The sequence below is a fragment of the Dehalococcoidia bacterium genome (assembly GCA_035528575.1).
GTDB lineage: Bacteria > Chloroflexota > Dehalococcoidia > E44-bin15 > E44-bin15 > DATKYK01.
Genome location: DATKYK010000020.1, coordinates 1 through 17927, shown reverse-complemented (window position 1 = coordinate 17927; position 17927 = coordinate 1). Strand labels below are relative to the sequence as shown.

Sequence of the window (17927 nt, the reverse complement as noted above, 5' to 3'; positions counted from 1 at the left end):
CATGGCAAGCGGGGTTGAAGCGGCCAGAGAGCAGGTTCTTAAGATAGCCAAGGAGCAGGATGTAAAATTCATCAGGCTGTGGTTCGCCGACATCCTGGGCTTTTTAAAGAGCGTTTCCATCACGGTAGAGGAGCTGGAGAGGGCGCTGGAGGATGGGATAGGTTTCGATGGCTCCTCAATCGAGGGTTTTGCCCGGATCGATGAAAGCGATATGGTGGCAATGCCCGATCCCCTAACCTTTTGCATGCTTCCCTGGAGGCCCAAGCAGCATGCGGTAGCCAGGATGTTTTGCGACATCCTCAAGCCCGGTGGCGAGCCCTTCCAAGGCGACCCCCGCTATGTGTTGAAGCGGAACCTGAAACGGGCGTCCGACCTCGGTTACACCTTCTATGTGGGGCCAGAGCTGGAGTTTTTTTACTTCCAGGATGCCGAGGGAGCTAAACCCCTGGATCAGGGCGGGTACTTCGACTTAACCCCATCGGACGTAGTCACCGACATGCGTCGCGAGACTGTACTCGCCATTGAAGAGATGGGCCTCAAGGTGGAGTTTGCTCACCACGAAGTGGCCCCGAGTCAGCACGAGATCGACCTGAGGTATGCCGAGGCCCTTAATATGGCCGATGGCGTGATGACCTATCGCCTGGTGGTGAAGCAGGTAGCCCAGAAGTACGGTGTTTATGCCACCTTTATGCCCAAGCCTATCGCTGGGGTGAATGGCAATGGCATGCATGTGCACCAATCGCTATTTAAGGGCGAGCGCAACGCCTTCTTCGATAAGGATGATGCATATCACCTATCCAAAATAGGGAAATGCTATGTGGCGGGGCTACTGAAACATGCCGCGGAGATAACCGCCATCACCAGCCAGTGGGTCAATTCCTATAAGAGATTGATCCCGGGCTATGAAGCGCCGGTCTATATCTCCTGGGCCCGCAGAAACCGCTCTGACCTCATCCGCATCCCCGAGTACCAGCCGGGGAAGGAGAATGCTACCCGGGTAGAGTTCCGCTCGCCGGACCCCGCCTGCAACCCCTACCTCGCCTTCGCCGTAATGCTGGCCGCCGGGCTCGAGGGGGTTGAGAAGGGTTACGAGCTACCCCCGCCAGTGGAGGAGAACGTGTTTGAGATGGCTGAGGAGGAGCGGGAGCGCAGGGGGATCGATACGCTGCCGGGGAACCTGTTCGAGGCCATTAAGGTCACAGAGGGGAGCCATCTGGTGCGAAAAGCCCTCGGTGACCATGTTTTCGATACCTTCATTAAGAACAAGAAGATCGAGTGGGACCAATACCGCACCCAGGTAACCGACTACGAGATGAGGCGCTATCTGCCCATCCTGTGAAAGAAAGCGGAAGGAGCAGTGGTGAAAGGTCGGGAGATACCGCAACTCGTTACCCTGTCTCTAGCGTCGGAGGCGTGTCGTGGACCAGCGCAGCAGAGGATGGTATTTTGCGGTGCCCGTGATGGGAGCCGATGGTGCTAACCTGTGGAGGCTCGCCGGTGGTCCCGCTGGGTCGCGTTACGTAGAAAGGGTTGTCGGCGGTTGTCAACTTGATATCGCAGGTATTGACATAGTGAGATTAAATGTGATAGCATATTAGAAGTGATACGGAAGCGAGAGAAAACTGAATAGTTGACTTAGATTAGAGCCTGATGTAAACTGAGAGGCGGCTTGCATCAAGCCGCCTCTTAATGTGTATAGCACCTTAAAAACTGAATAGAGTTATATGCCCACCTGTTAGTGTAGGTCAAGCGATTAAGGGCGCATGGTGGATGCCTTGGCGTCAAGGGCCGAAGAAGGGCGCGGTAAGACTGCGAAAAGCCTCGGTTAGCTGTCTAACAAGCTTAGCCGGGGATTCCCGAATTGGGCAACCTACCCCGATAAAATCGGGGTACTCCTGGCTGAACACATAGGCCAGGAAGGGGGAACCGGGGGAACTGAAACATCTAAGTACCCCGAGGAAAAGAGATTATTCCCTTAGTAGTGGCGAACGAAAGGGGAGCAGCCTAAACCGTAGCTGCTTAGTGGCCTCGGGGCCTATGTAGCTACGGGGTTGTAAGGCATGGTGGCCCCGACCCGAGTGGGGGCGAGGAGTTACAAACCGATCCCTAGTTGAAGGAGCCTGGGAAGGCCAACCATAGAGGGTGAGAGTCCCGTAGGCGAAAGGGGGAGGCTCCTACCATGTTCTTGAGTACCACGGGACACGTGTAATCCTGTGGGAAGCTGGGGTGACCACATCCCAAGGCTAAATACCCTTGACGACCGATAGTGAACTAGTACCGTGAGGGAAAGGTGAAAAGAACCCCGGGAGGGGAGTGAAATAGAACCTGAAACCGTGTGCCTACAAGCAGTCAGAGCTCCGATTTATCGGGGTGATGGCGTGCCTATCGAAGAATGAGCCGGCGAGTTAATCGGTGTAGCGAGGTTAAGTCGTTTGCACGACGGAGCCAGAGCGAAAGCGAGTCTGAACAGGGCGTGATCCGCCGATTTTATCGGTGGATAGTTGCATCGATTAGACCCGAAACCGGGTGAGCTAGCCATGGTCAGAGTGAAGCTCAGGTAAACCTTGAGTGGAGGCTCGAACCCACCAGTGATGCAAAACTGGGGGATGAACTGTGGTTAGGGGTAAAATGCCAATCGAACCCGGATATAGCTGGTTCTCCCCGAAATGCATTTAGGTGCAGCCTCAGAGATGAGCCGTGGAGGTAGGGCACTGGATGAGCTAGGGGGCGAAAAGCTTACCAAACTCAACCAAACCGCGAATGCCATGGCTTGAGACTCTGGGAGTGAGTCTGTGGGGGATAAGCTCCGCAGGCGAGAGGGAAACAGCCCAGACCATCAGCTAAGGTCCCCAAGTGTAGACTAAGTGGGCAAGGAAGTGGTGTTGCCCAGACAATCAGGATGTTGGCTTAGAAGCAGCCATCATTTAAAGAGTGCGTAATAGCTCACTGGTCGAGTGGTGCCGCGCCGACAATCCAACGGGGCTTAAGTCTACCACCGAAGCTATGGCTCTCCCGATTTATCGGGGGGGGGTAGGGGAGCATTCCGTTTACAGTGAAGGTGAGTCGTGAGGCTTGCTGGAGTGGACGGAAGAGAGAATGCCGGCATGAGTAGCGTAAGGCGTGTGAGAACCACGCCCACCGAAAACCCAAGGTTTCCTACGGAAGGTCAATCCGCGTAGGGTTAGTCGGGCCTAAGCCGAGGCCGAGAGGCGTAGGCGATGGACAGCTGGTTATTATTCCAGCACCGCCCACTCCATACGGGCGTGGGGGGACACAGGAAGGTAGGTGGGGCGTGCCTATTGGACATGGTGCGTCCCCAATCGTAGCCCCGATTTATCGGGGTGAGGAGCGGGGGGAGTTGAGGGGAGACCTGAGACGACTCCACTGATCCTAAGCTGTCAAGAAAAGCCCCATTGCTTGGAGTGAGCGCCCGTACCGAAAACCGACACTGGTAGGTGAGGATAAGTATCCTAAGGTGATCGAGAGAACCCTCGTTAAGGAACTCGGCAAAATTACCCCGTAACTTAGGGAGAAGGGGTCCCCGATTATATCGGGGCGCAGTGAAATGGCCCAAGCGACTGTTTAACAAAAACACAGGTCTCTGCAAACTCGTAAGAGGAGGTATAGGGGCTGACACCTGCCCAGTGCTGGAAGGTTAAGGAGAGGGGTTAGTGATGGCTTGCCATTGCGAAGCCTTGAACCGAAGCCCCAGTGAACGGCGGCCGTAACTATAACGGTCCTAAGGTAGCGAAATCCCTTGTCGGGTAAGTTCCGACCCGCACGAATGGTGTAACGACTTGGGCGCTGTCTCAACGAGGGACTCGGCGAAATTGCAATACCCGTGAAGATGCGGGTTACCCGCGACAGGACAAAAAGACCCCGTGGAGCTTTACTACAGCTTGGCATTGGGTTGAGGTTTCGGATGTGTAGGATAGGTGGGAGGCGGGGAAGCTGGGGCGTCAGCCCCGGTGGAGCCAATGGTGAAATACCACCCTTCCTTGATGTTGGTCCTAACCCCTGAGCAAGCAGGGGGAAAGTGTCTGGTGGGTAGTTTGACTGGGGCGGTTGCCTCCCAAAGAGTAACGGAGGCGCCCAAAGGTCCCCTCAGGGTGGATGGAAATCACCTGTAGAGTGTATTGGCAGAAGGGGGCTTGACTGTAAGACCTACAAGTCGAGCAGGGACGAAAGTCGGGCAAAGTGATCCCACGGTGCCGAGTGGAAGGGCCGTGGCTTATCGGATAAAAGCTACCCCGGGGATAACAGGCTAATTCTGCCCAAGAGTTCACATCGACGGCAGAGTTTGGCACCTCGATGTCGGCTCGTCGCATCCTGGGACTGGAGCAGGTCCCAAGGGTTGGGCTGTTCGCCCATTAAAGCGGCACGCGAGCTGGGTTCAGAACGTCGTGAGACAGTTCGGTCTCTATCCGTCGTGGGCGTAGCAGATTTGAGGGGAGCTCTCTCCAGTACGAGAGGGCCGAGAGGGACAGACCTCTAGTGTGCCAGTTGTCGTGCCATCGGCACCGCTGGGTAGCCAAGTCTGGTCAGGATAAGCGCTGAAAGCATATAAGTGCGAAGCCCACCCCAAGATAAGATCTGCCATCCCCGATTCGTCGGGGGGTAAGGCCGCAGCGAGACTAGCTGTTTGATAGGCCGCAGGTGTAAGGCGTGTGAGCGCTTCAGCTGAGCGGTACTAACGGCCGAGGGCTTGACCTACACTAATAGTTGGGCATAGCTAACGTTTTAAGCGTTTGTGACGCGGGATAGAGCAGTGGCAGCTCGTCGGGCTCATAACCCGGAGGTCGTTGGTTCGAATCCAACTCCCGCTACCAAGAATTATACGTGAAAGACCCCTGCAAAGCCACGTGGCACAGGGGTCTTTCTTAATTTAGCTAATAAAAAGCTAATCAAATATTTCAAGAGCTTCTTTTTCATGACCAGGGTTTACCAGTTCGTCAAAGCGGTTAGCCGCAGCTTCCTGGAGTCCGGGGGCTACATGGCTGTAGGTGTCAAGGGTAATCTGTGAAGTGCAACACTTTTCTGTGCCCTAACGTTTTATAAACTTGAATTGGGGAGCACTCCAACGCCAGAAAGCCCTAATTTAAAAGTGGTACAATGATCGGGAGTAAGTTAACCGCCACAGATCCAGAAAACAGGAGGGGAGACATGCCAGACTTCGATCCAAAAGCGATGGACGACGCAGCCAACGATGCATCACTTGAAATAGAGGCTATAAGGGAACAACATCCGGATGGTCTCACGGCTGTTGAAGACTGGATGAAGAAATGGGTTCCGTCGGCCGGATACAAGCGTCTTGGGAAGATCCTTGCGGATAGATGGGGATAGACACAGCACATTTTGGAGTGCATATGATCTCGATAACTGACATTCCGTTTAATCTGAATTCCGACCAGCTGTCTGAAACGCTTCATATTAACTTAGGTACTAGTCTCAGTAGAGAGTTGGAAGAGCTCGTTAGTGTAGTACAAGAGATTGGAAAACCGAAAGCCCTATATAAAGTTTCCTTCATAGACAATAAAGATACTGATTCCATCACAATAGAGGATGTTACATTTACCAGCCTCGCTTTAAGGACAAACCTTGATTCGGTTAACCGTGTATTTCCATATATTGCGACATGTGGTACCGAAATTGATGAAATTGTGATAGAAAATGACGATTTAGAGAAGAAAGTCTGGCTGTATTACATCAAACTGAACCTCCTGCAAACCAGTATTCAGTATTTGATAGAGCAAATAAAAGAGCGTTATAAAGTATCTGATTTATCCACCATGAACCCGGGTTCCGGTGATGCTAGTGTATGGCCCATCGAACAACTGAAGGAATTATTTTCCATTTTTAGTGATGTTGAAAGGCTTATTGGTGTAAGGTTGACGGATTCACTTGTAATGGTACCGGACATGTCAGTTACAGGTATCCTTTTTTCTTCGGAGACTTCCTTTCAGAGCTGCCAACTGTGCCATCGTGCCAATTGCCCCATCCGAAGAGCTCCTTTTAATAAAGAGCTCTGGGAAGATATGCACGAAGCCTGTGAGGTTGGTGACGGGGGTGCAATGGCTGAAGCAGCCGAGGATATACACAGCGAAGGCTTTGGCTACATGCCATGCCACGAGGAAGGCTATCACACACATGAGGATGGAAGCCAAGCACCTACCAATCCTCGGGGTGGAATGTGGGATCACATGGACGGGGGTATGATGGACTGGTGATAGAATATAGTATAAATAATAGGCTGGTAATTATTTAAAGGAGGCAAGGGCAATGGCTAAGGATCCTGTTTGCAATATGGAAGTGGATGAGAAAGTCGCTGCGGGAACTTCTGAATACAAAGGGAAGACCTACTATTTTTGTGCGCCTGGCTGCAAGAAGGCTTTTGAGCAAGCTCCTGAGAAGTACCTCAGCGAGGAAGAGAAATAGGTCCAATACTGACGCGATGAGGTGATTAGGTCTGTGTGCACAAAGGTGTTCCTTGATTAACACGCCGGGTTAAAGTATAAAAGTATATACGGGTAATTAGAGGTGCAAGGAGGATAGCAATGTGTTATTTGCATGACGGCATGGGATGGTGGATGGCGTTTGGTGGCATATTTATGCTGTTATTCTGGGGCGCTGTCATCGCTCTAGTGGTCTGGGGGATAAGTAGGCTTAGAGGAGGCAGGGGCTCCAGTACAGGCCCTGCGGAAAAGCGCACCCCGCTGGACATAGCTAAGGAGCGCTACGCCAAAGGCGAGATCTCGCAGGAAGAGTTTGAGCAGATCAAGAAGGACCTATCCTAGTCCCAAATTGGTTCGGAGCTAACTCCCGCTGCCAAGAGAGTGAGGGGGCGCGGTCTTGAAACTGTCCCCCCTCTTTTTACCCGCCCCGAGGTGGGGTCGGACCCCCTGCGGGTGCAGTTATTATAGCGCCTTAATATGAAATCCTTTTATCTGCCTGCAATAGTATTTAATAATTCATCAGAACATTACTTCTTGCTATTGAACAATCTCTGACCCAGGTGTATTCTAGTGCAAATCGAGGCTCCCCATGTACCCTATCAGTAAATGAGGTAGAGCGAGGAGTGAGGTAGATAAAAAAGGGGAGAATGCGTTATGAGGGGGAAATGTCTGATAGAACGGGACATGATAAAAGAAAGGATTTAGCAGGTGAACATGCGTTAAGTGATATAGGACAGCTCTTGCTTTTATTCACGTTCTTAACTGCATGGATACTTGATTCCTTTATATTCAGCTATTCAACCTTCATTTCAAATTATGTTCCGCTGTATGTAAAAGTGCCGTTATCAGTAATTATTCTGTTCAGCGCAGGATATTTGGCAAGGACTGGCCTGAGTATTGTGTTTGGCGAAATCAGAGAACAGCCAAGTGTTATTAGAAAGGGAGTTTTCGGCATTGTTCGCCATCCTATATATCTAGGGGCCATATTGTTTTACTTAGGTCTATTGGTAATAACTTTTTCGATCATTGCAATAGGTATTTGGGTTCTTATCATTACCTTCTACTATTTTAACTCAAAACATGAGGAAAAACTGTTGTTGGGTAAATTTGGCAAGGACTATGAAGATTATAAGAAAGAGGTTCCAATGTTGATTCCTCGAATGAGAAGAAGGGGGACACCATGACAAATCCCAACCCTCCTAAACAGTAGGTCGTTGGTTCGAATCCAACTCCCGCTACCAAGATTTAGAGAGGGCGCGGCTGAAAAGCCGTGCCCTTTTTTTGCCTGCCCCTTGCGGGTTATTTCATCATACCAGTTCAAATGCCAGCTACAAAGTTAATCCTGTTAAAACATGAGTCTCTTTTTGGCTGCCTCTAGAAGCTCATCTCTAAACTTGGGATGCGCTATCTCGATAAGAGCCAGGGCGCGCTCTCTTTCATCCAGGCCCCCAAGGTCAGCGGTTCCCCACTCGGTGATTATATACTGCGCGTAGTGCCTGGGCACGGTCACCCTGGACCCCTTCGTCGGGTAAGGCACGATGCGTGATACTGTCCCGCCCTTGGCGGTGCTGTGCAGGGTGTTGATCGCCCTTCCTCCTTCGGACCAGTAAGCGCCAATTACAAAGTCGAGCTGTCCGCCCGTGCCGGAGCGCATCGCATCGCCGTAAGACTCCGAGCAGATGGTTCCCACAAGGTCGACCTCGACAGCGCCGTTTATAGCCACCAGGTTCTTCTCCTTGACCAGCATGGGAATCGAGTTGCAATATGAAGCGGAATAGAACTCGACCAGGGGGTTGTTGCCCAGAAAGTCGTAAAGCTCCTGGTCGCCAAAGGCAAAGGCCATGACTATCTTATTCGGATGGGTCTTCTTATATTTACCGGTGACGATGCCCTTCTCCACAAGCTGGCGGGTGCCCATGGGAGCCATCTCGGTGTGAATGCCCAGGTCCTTGAGATCGCTGCCCGCAATAAGCTTGGATATCTGCCCGGGAACTGCGCCTATTCCTACCTGAAGGCAATCCCTGTCCCTGAGCAGGCGTACCACGTTCTCCGCAATCCTCTTATCCGTCTCTGACGGCTCGGGCAGCGGAGGCGCAAACAGGGGTTCGTCTATCTCAACGAACCTGTCGAATTGGCTGATGTGGTGGTGCGTGTCGCCGTAGGTCCTCGGCATCTTCGGGTTGACCTCGCCGATAAACCGGTCGACCTTGCCAAACATGTCCGGCGTGTAGAACAGGTCGAGGCCGAGTGATACATACCCGTGGTCGTCCGGAGGGCTGACCTGGGTGATCATAACCTGCCTGCGCGGATCGATTTCTTGCCGCTTCTCTGCAACAAGAGCTACACTGGAGCTTTGAACCGGAATGAATGTTGAACTGCCATCTGCATGCTGACCCATGGTAAGCTGTGAATAAAAGCCGCACATCAGCCTGAAGGTTTTTCTGTACTCGGGTGTGAAAATCTTGTAAGGATGAAAACTGAGCGCCGATATATACTGGATGTCCTCGAGCTCATCTTTGCGGTCCGCGATTGCGTCCATTATAGCCGTTGTAGGCTCACCGAGGCCAAGGGGGGTGAATAACCGGTCGTGCGATTGAACGATCTTCGCTACATCCTCATTACTGCATAACTTCGATTTGTATTCCTCTCTCCAGGACATTCTTGGACTCCTTTCCGCATAAGTAAGATGCCATGCGATGGCCGGCATGATTCATATCAGTGGTAACAAATCAACCGTTGTAGCATTATATGTTGACATAAATACATGGCCGTGCTACCACATAGTCGATATTGTGCGAACCATTATTATGAAACCCCGGCCAGAGCCCCGGGGGTTTCATAGTGTCGGCTGTCCCATAAGAGCCTCTACGAAGTATGGCGAACTCTATCATGATTTGCACGCATTGTCAAATATGGTCTGTCACGCATTGCGGTCGATCCCGTTCCGCAGGGTCATGGTCGCCACGGGGGCAACCGCCGCAGGCACAGGTTAGCCTAACCGAGACCACCCCATCCTTCACCTCGATGTCAAATTCCTTTTCCGGCCTGACCAGGCTGCTCCTCCCGGCTCTATAGCAGAAGGGTCAGACGAAATCTGAGTAGATCAGCATTTGAGTGCTCATTTTTTCCTCAGAGATATTGTGTCACCTCCGCCAGGTCAGGTCAACAACTTGAATACTCTGTCTACAGCTTCTTGTCGTCGGCACACAGGATCTTCAAGTCCTTTTCAGACTTCTCCAGAACGCTAATGTGAACTTCTTCCTCATAGGCTAACATATCGAAAATCTCTTTGATAACGTGTCTCCTGGCTTTTTTAATGCTTCTTGCACTTGACTCGTGCTGCCCTCTCATTTATCTTGGTAACATGTATGAATCACTTCCAGTTCATTGCACCGTGCTAAGATTACCTTGTCAGAGTAATGCACGCATTGCACAGTATTCCGAGGGACCTCTGGTCTCCCAAATGAGACAAAGGTTGCATACAAGGAGTACCACAGATTGGTAAGATAAATAATTGAAACAAGAGAAGTAATACCTAAGACTAGTAACGGCATAAAAGAATGAGTAATAAATATCAAAATAGATTAGTTCTTGAGAAAAGCCCCTATCTGCTGCAGCATGCATCAAATCCTGTTGATTGGTATTCCTGGGGAGACGAGGCATTTACCAAAGCTCAAGAGGAAAACAAGCCAATATTTTTATCTATAGGGTATTCGACTTGCCACTGGTGCCATGTAATGGGGCATGAGTCATTTGAGGACCCGGAAATAGGCAGTTTAATGAATGATACATTTATTTCTATAAAGGTAGACCGTGAGGAGCGACCTGACATAGATTCAGTATATATGCAAGTTTGTCAGATAATGACAGGCAGTGGGGGCTGGCCTCTTACCATCATTATGACACCTGATAAGGAGCCGTTTTTTGCAGCCACCTACATTCCCAGGGAAGCGAAGTTTGGACAAATTGGAATGCTGGACCTTATACCACGTATTAAGGAACTATGGTTAACTCGACATGCCGAGATTCTTAATTCAGCCAGTCAAATCACTTCAGCTTTACAACAAACATCTATGACTATGCCGGGCAAGGAATTAGGTGAACCTATACTCCATCGTGCTTATGAGCAGCTTGCAGAGCGCTTCGATGAACAGTATGGTGGTTTTGGCGGCGCACCGAAATTTGCGACTCCGCACAACTTGCTTTTTTTACTTCGTCACTGGGCCCGTACTGATAATCAGAAAGCTTTGTATATGGTTGAAAAAACCCTTCAAGCAGTACGACTTGGTGGAATGTATGACCATATTGGATTTGGCTTTCATCGCTATTCAACAGACTCCCAGTGGCTTGTGCCTCACTTTGAAAAGATGCTCTATGACCAGTCTATGTTAGCAATGGCATACACGGAGACTTATCAGGCAACGGGAAAAGTCGAATATTCTCAGACAGCCCGTGAAATCTTTACCTATGTCTTGCGTGATATGGCGGCTCCAGGGGGTGGCTTTTACTCTGCCGAGGATGCCGATAGTGAGGGTGAAGAGGGGAAATTCTATGTATGGAGACGAGGGGAAATCGACCATATATTATCAGCGGAAGAAGCAGATTTGGCCTTTAAGGTGTTCAATATCCAGGATGATGGCAATTTTATGGAGTTTACTGGGAGGAAAACCGGCAACAACATTCTGCACCTTACCGCATCCTTTGAAGAAATCGCCTCCGATATGAAGATGTCCATACCAGAGCTGCAAAGGCATATGGAGGTAGTACGACAGAGACTATTCGCCTACCGTGAGAAGCGCATTCACCCTTATAAGGACGATAAGATTTTAACCGATTGGAATGGTCTTATGGTCGCTGCATTAGCCAAAGGGGCACGAGTGTTTGGTGAATCCAGGTATACAAGCGCTGCTGAAAAAGCAACGCAGTTCATCCTGAATAATATGATTACTGCCGATGGGAGACTTCTTCACCGCCATCGAGATGGTCAGGCATCAGTACCAGCTTATTTGGATGATTACGCTTTCTTAATCTATGCAATGCTTGAACTATACGAGACGACTTTTAAGGAGAGTTACCTAGAATGGGCATTATCACTGAACCAAGATTTAATAGAGCACTTCTGGGACAAAGATAACGGAGGATTTTATTTTACAGCGGATGATAGTGAGAATCTCCTAATTCGCCAGAAGGAGATTTATGATGGTGCAATACCGTCGGGGAATTCGGTCGCAATGTTGAACCTGCTTCGCCTGGGGCGGATAACTGCCAATCCTGATCTTGATTACAAAGCGGCCAGAATAGGCCGTGCTTTTGCCAATAATGTCGGACAATCACCATCATCTTATACCCAACTTATGGTTGCCTTGGACTTTGCTTTAGGACTAACTTACGAAATCGTCCTCGCTGGCGACTCTAAAGCAGAGGATATGAAAGAGATGTTAGAAGCGATTCAAGCGAGATATATACCGAATAAGGTGGTAATTCTTCGTCCGGTGGATCAGGAATCTCCTGAGATCGACCATATTGCCCCGTTTGCTAAAGACCTCGTAAGTATTGATGGTAAGGCCACTGCCTATGTGTGTATAAACTACTCTTGCCAACTGCCGACAACAGATGTCAATACAATGCTGGGGTTTTTCAATTCGAACTAAGGGCTAGTTTAAAGTGCTGTGAGCCGAGTTTATCACTAATTTGCGGCGACTGCTTCTCTTAGAGCCTCAACCGCCTTATCATAGTCAGGATGCTGTGTAACCTCTTTCACGTACTCAACGTATCGTATAGTGTCATTGCGGTCGATAATGAAAACTGCGCGGCCAAGTAGGCGCAGTTCCTTGATTAAAACCCCGTAGGCAGCGCCAAAAGACGCTTCACGGTGATCAGAAAGAGTCTGCAGGTTGCTAATACCGTGTGCACCACAGTAGCGGGCTTGGGCAAAAGGCAAGTCCATGCTTATCGTATATATGACCACATCCCTGAAGTTGCTCGCCTCGCTTTCAAATCTCTGCGTCTGCAGGTCGCAGACCGGCGTATCCAGGGACGGTACGACGCTGAGAAGCCTGATCTTGCCTCCGCTTTGCGATAGCTCTACCTCCTTCATATCTGTTGACAATAGTCTGAAATGAGGCGCCTTCTGCCCCACTTCGATCTCTGGCCCCAGCAACGTTAGTGGATTGCCATGGAAAGTTACGACTGCTTTTCTTTCTTTCATGCACCTATCCTTACTGATATTACGATAGATATAGCCAGTACCAACCTCCTCGCTTATGTGAGGCCCTTACCATTGTATGCTACGTAGGATGGGTGGCTATCTTGCCCATCACACTGTGAGAGTCCCTCTTCTGTGATAGACTTGTGCTTCAATGTATCATCCATTGTTCTCCTATCCCCTCCAATACATTAAGACGGTAGTTTATTATCACTATACTAAGTAATAGCGGAATAGCACATAGAAAGAATACTGAGCATGTAATGTGTTAACCATAATTAACGTGTGAGGTTATATTAGCCTGCATATCTAATAGCATGAACCAGTAAAATTGTGTCCATATTTGTTTAAATAGAATGTATGGTCGCTATAAATAAAATCAGCTTCTAATGAATCTCCTCGGATCGGTATCTATGTCTACAATAACTGGCATGTCGGATGATAGTGCATTTTCAATAGAACTATCGAGCTCCTTAGGATCCACCACCTTAATCCCGAGTCCGCCACAGTTGCGCGCATATTCCGCAAAATCGCAATTGTATAGGTCTGTCTGCCAATTAGGATAATTCTCAACCTTCTGCTCCTGCATAATCATGCCGAGTTGCTTGTTGTTAAAGAGTATAACCTTAACAGGCAACGCATATTTCACAGCAGTAAGGAAGTCACCCATTACCATTGAGAACCCTCCATCACCTGTAATACATACAACTTGTTTATCTGGATATGCAATCTGTGCTGCCATAGCTCCGGGCAACCCAGCACCCATTGAAGCTAAATAACCTGACATGACCATTTTCTGAGTTTGTTTCATCCAGAAATTCCTGCCAAACCACCAGCCGTTCTCTCCTACGTCTAAGGAAATCACAGCGTCACTGCCTATTCTATCATTCAGTACTTTGATTATGTATTGCGGTCTTATTGGGGTTCTTGATGCATCAGCTTCTCGAATCAGTTGAGAAACCCATTCCCCCTTTAGTCTGGTTATTTCAGCCAGGTACTCGGTATTTGGTTTTTTCTTAACAGCTTCAGTGAGTTTCGGTATGAGTTCAGCACTGTTGCCCCATAATCCAACCTCTACAGGGTAATTCTTAGCTATCATCATTGGATCTATATCTATCTGTATTATTCTCTTTTGTGGTATTTGGGTCATATCGGAGAATGACGATCCAATCACTATCAATAAGTCGCTCTCTCGCACTAGCCTAGCAGCAGCAGTCGATCCAATTGTCCCATGGCTTCCTACATACAGTTCATTTTCTTCATCAATAACTCCCTTACCCCGAAATGTAGTCACAATGGGAGAGGAAATTTTTTTTGCAAGTTGCAGTAATTTGTTCCCCTGGTCTATAGCACCAAACCCAGCTATTATTACAGGCCTTTTCGTATTATTGATGACCAAAGCCGCTTCCTTAATAAGCAGATCGCACTGCAAGATATTTCTATTAGGGATTCTACCTTGCATGGGCAAAACGTTCCCATTATATGGAAGCTTCTGAAGATCATTGGGTACACTAATGTGTGAAACACCTCTATCAACCAAAGCATGCTTGATTGCTAGAGTTACCAAGCTCGTTGTCTGATCTTCCGACATAAGGACTTTATTGAATACACATATAGGTTCAAAAAAGGAATGTTGGTCTATTTCCTGAAATGATCCAGGCCCAATCAACTGCCTCTTTACTAATCCGGTTATAGCCAATACCGGAGCATGATCTAACTTAGCATCATACAGACCAGTAGCGAGGTTAACCGCGCCAGGCCCTGCCACAGTCAGACAGGCAGCTATATGTCCAGTGAGCTTTCCATAAGCCGATGCCATAAAGGCGGCTGTTTGCTCATGTCGTACTTGGTAGTATTTCAGTCTCGCATTTTTTCTGATAGCATCCACCAACCCTAATGAGGATGTTCCAGGTACGCCGAAGACGTAATTTATACCCCACTCTGCCATTTGTTCAACTAGCACATCAGATACAGTCTTCTGTTTAGAAGGTATTTCCTTGCGATCTTCTGAGAGTGGTACAAAGGCATTCTTGAGAGCATTGCATACCGGGCAAGTCCAATCATCTGTTAGTATTGAAAACTCCCTGCCCTCTTTCGCTTCATCATATATGTAATTGCAAACGGTACATCTGAACTTCTTCATAGTCATCCCTCAGCTTTATATTAAATACCAAACTAGGCAAATTGTGCTCTGTTCATTTGTGTGCACATCCTAGATGCTAAGAAGGATGATGTCAATAGTTACTCACAAGTAGAGACCAAATACATCGACACCATAATCAGAAGTTAAGCAGTCAGCGTTTTACATATATGGCAACCCCCTAACCTCCATTTCGACGCCCTAAGTTGGTTTCATCTAAGTTCTAGTGGAGGCTATCCACCGTTCTCAACCATGGAAATGATTTAAGCAGAACAGAGGAACCTATATTGCACTCGCTTCGAAAAGAGAATGGCATATCCCTGAGTAACTTGGCTGTTGCTAGATAGCCAATTAATGATAAACAGAGTGGGCTCTCGACAAAGGCAGGGTGGCAGATTAGTGTACTTTTAAGAAGAGGCTAACTGAAGCGAGGTAAGTATTATGGACGAGAGTGAATGGAACATGCTCAGCCTTAATGATGATGAAGTGGAAGGTTATAGGCAGATAGGTAATAACAGTCCTACACATTAGTGCCAATAGGCAACAGGGATCTTAATGAGGCGAGGTCAATAGATTAAAGTATGCGTTGCTTGGTTATATCGGTATCCATGAGGACGTAAAAACCTGCACTCTTTGACGATTTGTTCACTCGGTCACATTCTAGTGAATTGTTCACCATCCATGCGTATTATCGGCTAACATTTTTAACTGGGAAAGCTAAAACGGCAAGCTGTCTGGTCTATTGTGTGCCATGCTATATGATAGTACCATAATAGAGCGAACACTCCAGCCAGACGGATTTGGAGAGAAGGGAGTTGGGTGATGTCCCAAGATATTAGATGTCCAAAATGTGGCTCTCAAACAGTTGTACGGACAGCAAAAAGAGGCCCAAATGTTGGCCGTTCATTCCATGTGTGCACTCGTTATCCTGAGTGCAAGGGGAAAGTAGCAATTGGAGGTCAAGAGGGCGACACTACTCAGGCAGCAGAAGTTCACAAACAAGCTATCGCAGACATGGCCGTTGAAGCCAGGGGACTGGTTAAACGCTATGGTGACGATATCCTAGCGGTAGATGGAGTTGACCTAGCCATTAGACGCAGCACCGTGTATGCTCTGCTGGGTCCAAATGGGGCCGGTAAGACGACGACGATTCTCATGCTGACGACGCTTATCCAACCGACGGCTGGTTCGGCAAGTGTAGCTGGCTTTAATGTGGTACACCAGGCAAGCGCCGTCCGCCGACGCATCGGTGTAACATTTCAAGAGATGGTTTTAGATATCGAGCTGACAGGGCGACAGGTACTGGAATATCACGGACGGCTATATGGCTTGAGAAGGGCACGACGCAAGGCCAAGATTGCCGAATTGCTGGCACTGGTTGAGTTGAAAGAGGCGGCTGACCGCCGGGTCAATACCTACTCAGGTGGCATGAAGCGCCGCCTGGAGCTTGCACGTGGCTTAATGACGGAGCCGGAGGTGCTCTTTCTTGATGAGCCAACACTGGGTCTCGACCCGCAAAATAGAGCCAGTATTTGGGACTACATCCGCAATTTGAAGACGCAGCGCGGCTCGACGTTGCTGCTGACGACGCACTATATGGACGAAGCCGAGCAACTGGCCGATCGGGTTGGAATCATTGACCATGGGCGCATTGTGGTTGAAGGTTCGCCTCGTGAGTTGATTGACCAGATGGGCGCTGATTCTATCCGAATTGTGGGGCAAGGAGATAGCGACAAGTTCGTTGAGAAAGTTCGGGCTTTATCCTTTGTAGAGACTGTGACGACGGGCGATGGGTTGATTCAGATTGGCGTCGATTCTGGTAACAGACGGCTTTCCGATGTGATATCTGCGGCGACCGGCAGCGGCTTTGTTGTCGAGGACATCTCAGTTGCTAAGCCCAGCCTGAGCGATGTTTTCCTCAAGTACACGGGCCGCCAGTTGCGGGATAAATAGACGCAAACCGCCTATAGCGCCGAAGATAAGGGGGAATACGAAATGAGTGCAGCTTTGATCCTTTGGAGCAAGCAAATGCAGAAGCTGCGGGTGCACCCGGAAGAAGCTGTTGGAATGCTGATCCAGCCCATCCTGTGGGTCGTGCTGTTTGGTATTGGTATGAAGGGCCTGCTTGGACCGGCAATTGCAGGCGGAGGCGATATCTATATAACGTTCATGGTGCCAGGCATTGTTGCCCTCACCGCTATGAGCGGTGCTATCGGCGGCGGCCTGGTGTGGTTGACCGAGCGGATCCAGGGCATTGTCAAGGAGTATCTTGCAGCGCCTATTCCCCGACTTAGTATACTGTTGGGTAATGCCCTGAGCATAGTAACCAAGACACTGTTTCAGGCGATAGTGATACTAGTGATTGGAGTGCTGATTGGCGCTCAAGGAAACCTCGATCCTTTGGGCTGGCTTGGTGGACTGGTGTTGGTCATGGCCTATGGGTTGGGCTTTGCTGGCATTGCGCTGGCATTTGCATCCAAGACGGACAACCCTGGTTCATATCACATGGTGATCTTTCTCCTAACCTTGCCGCTTCTATTCATGAGCAACGCACTCTATCCTCTGGAATCTATGCCAAAGTGGATGGAGATCTGTGCCCGCTTGAATCCGACCAGCTATGTAGTAGACGGCATGCGACAAACATTTTTCGACAGCAGCGTTACTCTGGCAGGTGCCGAGTTTCTGCCCTTATGGCTATGTTTTATTGTCGTTGTGGCTTTTGCGGCTTTTGGTATGTTATTGGCCTACGTTGCGTTCCAGAGAGCGATTAAGTAAAAGGGAAAAGGCCCGAGGGTTTCATATTGACGGCTGTCCCATGAGAGCCTCTACGAAGCATGGCGAACTCTGGCGTGATTTGCACGCATTGTCAAATATAGTCTGTCACGCATAGCCTGAAGTTTTGCCAGTCGCCACTGGTTTGCCGTCAGCCGTTGTGCCCGATCAAGGCTATCTTAACATCAAGGTGGCCACCCACCTGCTTACATCATTATCACCAGGCATAAATACCTATCCATTGATCATGGGCATACGACATTTCGGCAAGCAGAAACAGGTATTACGGCGGAAGTCAGTTGCCCCAGAAGGGTGTTATAGTGATAGTGAAAGAAAAAAGAGGCATGAAGCCTCAGGA

General features: G+C 49.1%; 14 protein-coding genes, 1 tRNA gene and 1 rRNA gene. 13 read left to right on the top strand and 3 right to left on the bottom strand.

Annotated features, from left to right (window positions below; genetic code table 11):
• The first annotated feature begins 1 nt into the window (after window position 1).
• The 9 genes from VMX96_03695 to VMX96_03655 all read left to right on the top strand — a co-directional run bounded on the left by VMX96_03695 (window position 2) and on the right by VMX96_03655 (window position 7636).
• The gene (locus tag VMX96_03695; GenBank protein HUU63006.1) at window positions 2-1339 is read left to right on the top strand and encodes a glutamine synthetase family protein; all 1338 of its coding nucleotides are present in this window, start codon (window positions 2-4) and stop codon (window positions 1337-1339) included.
• A gap of 79 nt (window positions 1340-1418) precedes the next feature.
• Window positions 1419-1598: a hypothetical protein gene (locus VMX96_03690; GenBank protein HUU63005.1), complete on the top strand. Its 180-nt coding sequence runs from the start codon at window positions 1419-1421 to the stop codon at window positions 1596-1598.
• Between the two features lie 145 nt (window positions 1599-1743).
• Window positions 1744-4713 (top strand): 23S ribosomal RNA (locus VMX96_03685).
• Between the two features lie 41 nt (window positions 4714-4754).
• Window positions 4755-4829: transfer RNA gene (locus tag VMX96_03680), tRNA-Met, on the top strand.
• Between the two features lie 334 nt (window positions 4830-5163).
• Complete coding sequence (locus tag VMX96_03675) at window positions 5164-5343, top strand: hypothetical protein (protein ID HUU63004.1); 180 nt, start codon at window positions 5164-5166, stop codon at window positions 5341-5343.
• Window positions 5344-5366: 23 nt separating this feature from the next.
• Window positions 5367-6227 carry a vitamin B12 dependent-methionine synthase activation domain-containing protein gene (locus VMX96_03670; GenBank protein HUU63003.1) on the top strand — a complete coding sequence of 287 codons (861 nt, stop codon included), beginning with the start codon at window positions 5367-5369 and terminating at the stop codon, window positions 6225-6227.
• Window positions 6228-6279: 52 nt separating this feature from the next.
• The gene (locus VMX96_03665) at window positions 6280-6435 is read left to right on the top strand and encodes a YHS domain-containing protein (GenBank protein ID HUU63002.1); all 156 of its coding nucleotides are present in this window, start codon (window positions 6280-6282) and stop codon (window positions 6433-6435) included.
• A 119-nt stretch (window positions 6436-6554) separates the two neighbouring features.
• Window positions 6555-6794, top strand: coding sequence for an SHOCT domain-containing protein (locus VMX96_03660; protein HUU63001.1), 240 nt, complete (start codon window positions 6555-6557; stop codon window positions 6792-6794).
• 323 nt (window positions 6795-7117) lie between these two features.
• Window positions 7118-7636, top strand: coding sequence for an isoprenylcysteine carboxylmethyltransferase family protein (locus VMX96_03655; protein HUU63000.1), 519 nt, complete (start codon window positions 7118-7120; stop codon window positions 7634-7636).
• 161 nt (window positions 7637-7797) lie between these two features.
• On the opposite strand, the gene VMX96_03650 is transcribed toward VMX96_03655, so the two are convergent.
• Window positions 7798-9111, bottom strand: coding sequence for an acetyl-CoA hydrolase/transferase C-terminal domain-containing protein (locus tag VMX96_03650; protein HUU62999.1), 1314 nt, complete (start codon window positions 9109-9111; stop codon window positions 7798-7800).
• A gap of 901 nt (window positions 9112-10012) precedes the next feature.
• Between VMX96_03650 and VMX96_03645 the strand changes: the two genes are divergently transcribed.
• On the top strand, window positions 10013-12103 hold the full coding sequence (locus tag VMX96_03645) for a thioredoxin domain-containing protein (GenBank protein ID HUU62998.1): 2091 nt from the start codon (window positions 10013-10015) through the stop codon (window positions 12101-12103).
• A gap of 35 nt (window positions 12104-12138) precedes the next feature.
• Here VMX96_03645 and tpx read toward each other — a convergent pair whose 3' ends face one another.
• Both tpx and VMX96_03635 read right to left on the bottom strand, forming a co-directional pair.
• Window positions 12139-12660, bottom strand: coding sequence for a thiol peroxidase (gene tpx / locus VMX96_03640; GenBank protein HUU62997.1), 522 nt, complete (start codon window positions 12658-12660; stop codon window positions 12139-12141).
• A 376-nt stretch (window positions 12661-13036) separates the two neighbouring features.
• On the bottom strand, window positions 13037-14800 hold the full coding sequence (locus tag VMX96_03635; GenBank protein HUU62996.1) for a thiamine pyrophosphate-dependent enzyme: 1764 nt from the start codon (window positions 14798-14800) through the stop codon (window positions 13037-13039).
• Window positions 14801-15619: 819 nt separating this feature from the next.
• Here VMX96_03635 and VMX96_03630 point away from each other — a divergent pair.
• The 3 genes from VMX96_03630 to VMX96_03620 all read left to right on the top strand — a co-directional run.
• Window positions 15620-16750, top strand: a complete 1131-nt coding sequence (locus tag VMX96_03630) for an ATP-binding cassette domain-containing protein (GenBank protein HUU62995.1) — start codon at window positions 15620-15622, stop codon at window positions 16748-16750.
• 42 nt (window positions 16751-16792) lie between these two features.
• A complete protein-coding gene (locus VMX96_03625) occupies window positions 16793-17572 on the top strand; it encodes an ABC transporter permease (GenBank protein ID HUU62994.1) in 780 nt (259 codons plus the stop codon).
• Between the two features lie 124 nt (window positions 17573-17696).
• The coding region (locus VMX96_03620; GenBank protein HUU62993.1) for a hypothetical protein at window positions 17697-17927 on the top strand (231 nt) is incomplete at its 3' end.

What these genes read in the sequence shown, in the direction of transcription:
- VMX96_03655 (HUU63000.1), top strand. Translation starts at nt 7,118, where the DNA reads ATGTCTGATAGAACGGGACATGATAAAAGAAAGGATTTAGCAGGTGAA.
- VMX96_03675 (HUU63004.1), top strand. Translation starts at nt 5,164, where the DNA reads ATGCCAGACTTCGATCCAAAAGCGATGGACGACGCAGCCAACGATGCA.
- VMX96_03660 (HUU63001.1), top strand. Translation starts at nt 6,555, where the DNA reads ATGTGTTATTTGCATGACGGCATGGGATGGTGGATGGCGTTTGGTGGC.
- VMX96_03645 (HUU62998.1), top strand. Translation starts at nt 10,013, where the DNA reads ATGAGTAATAAATATCAAAATAGATTAGTTCTTGAGAAAAGCCCCTAT.
- VMX96_03670 (HUU63003.1), top strand. Translation starts at nt 5,367, where the DNA reads ATGATCTCGATAACTGACATTCCGTTTAATCTGAATTCCGACCAGCTG.
- VMX96_03650 (HUU62999.1), bottom strand. Translation starts at nt 9,111, where the DNA reads ATGTCCTGGAGAGAGGAATACAAATCGAAGTTATGCAGTAATGAGGAT.
- tpx (HUU62997.1), bottom strand. Translation starts at nt 12,660, where the DNA reads ATGAAAGAAAGAAAAGCAGTCGTAACTTTCCATGGCAATCCACTAACG.
- VMX96_03630 (HUU62995.1), top strand. Translation starts at nt 15,620, where the DNA reads ATGTCCCAAGATATTAGATGTCCAAAATGTGGCTCTCAAACAGTTGTA.
- VMX96_03695 (HUU63006.1), top strand. Translation starts at nt 2, where the DNA reads ATGGCAAGCGGGGTTGAAGCGGCCAGAGAGCAGGTTCTTAAGATAGCC.
- VMX96_03635 (HUU62996.1), bottom strand. Translation starts at nt 14,800, where the DNA reads ATGAAGAAGTTCAGATGTACCGTTTGCAATTACATATATGATGAAGCG.
- VMX96_03625 (HUU62994.1), top strand. Translation starts at nt 16,793, where the DNA reads ATGAGTGCAGCTTTGATCCTTTGGAGCAAGCAAATGCAGAAGCTGCGG.
- VMX96_03665 (HUU63002.1), top strand. Translation starts at nt 6,280, where the DNA reads ATGGCTAAGGATCCTGTTTGCAATATGGAAGTGGATGAGAAAGTCGCT.